The 1,368-nt window shown below is 32.8% G+C and carries 1 pseudogene; it reads left to right on the top strand.

Annotated features, from left to right (window positions below):
• Window positions 1-1,368: pseudogene (locus EHW90_RS13215) on the top strand (DUF6531 domain-containing protein); the annotation flags it as partial.

Genomic DNA, 1,368 nt, shown 5'->3' with positions numbered 1-1,368 from the left:
GAAACAGAGTATGAGTATGGAAAACATAGCCTGAATATAACAAATAATCTTGGAACACATAAAATAAAGTATGATATTTTGGGAAGGATAATACTTGAAACAGATGTGTACGGCTTTACAAGAGAATATGAATACAATGAACTTGGAAAAATAAAAAAGATAAAGTCAGGGGAATTTGAAACTCTATACGATTACTATAAAGGTGGTCTTCTACAAAGAAAAACATACCCTGATAAAAGATATGAAATATTCACATATGATAAAAATTTGAATGTAGTAAAAAGGGAGAATGAAAAGGGAGATTATGTTTTATTTACTTATGACAAGCTGAACAGACTTATAGAGGCAAAGAATAACTTTTCACAAAAACAAAGCTTTGAATATGATGCCATGGGAAATGTAATAAAAGAAACGGATGCCATGGGACATATGACAAAATACAATTATTCTCTTGGAGGAAAACTGATATCAGTAATAGATGCCATGGGAAACAGAACGGAATACAATTATGATAAGGTGGGCAGGTTAATTACCGTATATAGACATGAAGGTGATAAAGAACTTATATCAGGTGTTGAATCGGCAAATACTTCCCTAAAAGAACCTATAGATGCAGTAAGTATCCCAAGGGTTACAAGATACAAAAGAGATCTTATGGGAAATATAGTGTCTGTTATAAATGCACTTGGATATGAAGAGACATTTTCATATGATCTTTTAGGAAGAGTGACAGAAAAGAAAGACAGAGAAGGTTATAATACCGCCTATTCCTACACGGAAGCCGGAGATATCAAAAGTATTATATACAATGACGGAAAAAGTGTAGAGTACACCTACAACAGCTTAAGACAGTTAAGTCAGGTAAAGGATGTAATCGGTACTATAAATATAGATAGTGATAAGTTTGGTAGAACCACAAAGTTAGTGGATTATAACGGTGAAGAAGTAAGTTATAGATACGGAAGGTATGGTGAGAGATTAAAGACAGAATATCCTGACGGAAGTAGTGTATCATATGAATACGATAAATATTTAAGACTGACAAGCCTTACATCAGGAAATAAAAGAGTGGATTACACTTATGACAAAGAAGGAAGACTTATCAAAAAAGGTATGTCTGATGAAGTAAGCAGTATCTACGAATATAATGAAAGAGGACTCTTAAGCGGTCTTTGTCATTTAAAGAATAATGTAAAGCTTGAAGAGTATGCCTATGATTATGACCTTTTGGGGAATAAAACAAAGATCGTAAGACATAGGGATGTAAACCCGAATGGAATAAAGGAAAATGATAATAAAGAAAAGATAATACATAAACTATGGGATGATTCATCCACCTTTTATTACAGTTATGATGCCCTAAGCAGA

The organism is Lachnoanaerobaculum orale, from assembly GCF_003862485.1.
Taxonomy (GTDB): Bacteria; Bacillota; Clostridia; order Lachnospirales; family Lachnospiraceae; genus Lachnoanaerobaculum; species Lachnoanaerobaculum orale.
Note: the sequence above shows the minus strand (reverse complement) of the source record. Positions and strands in the feature narration are given on the sequence as shown.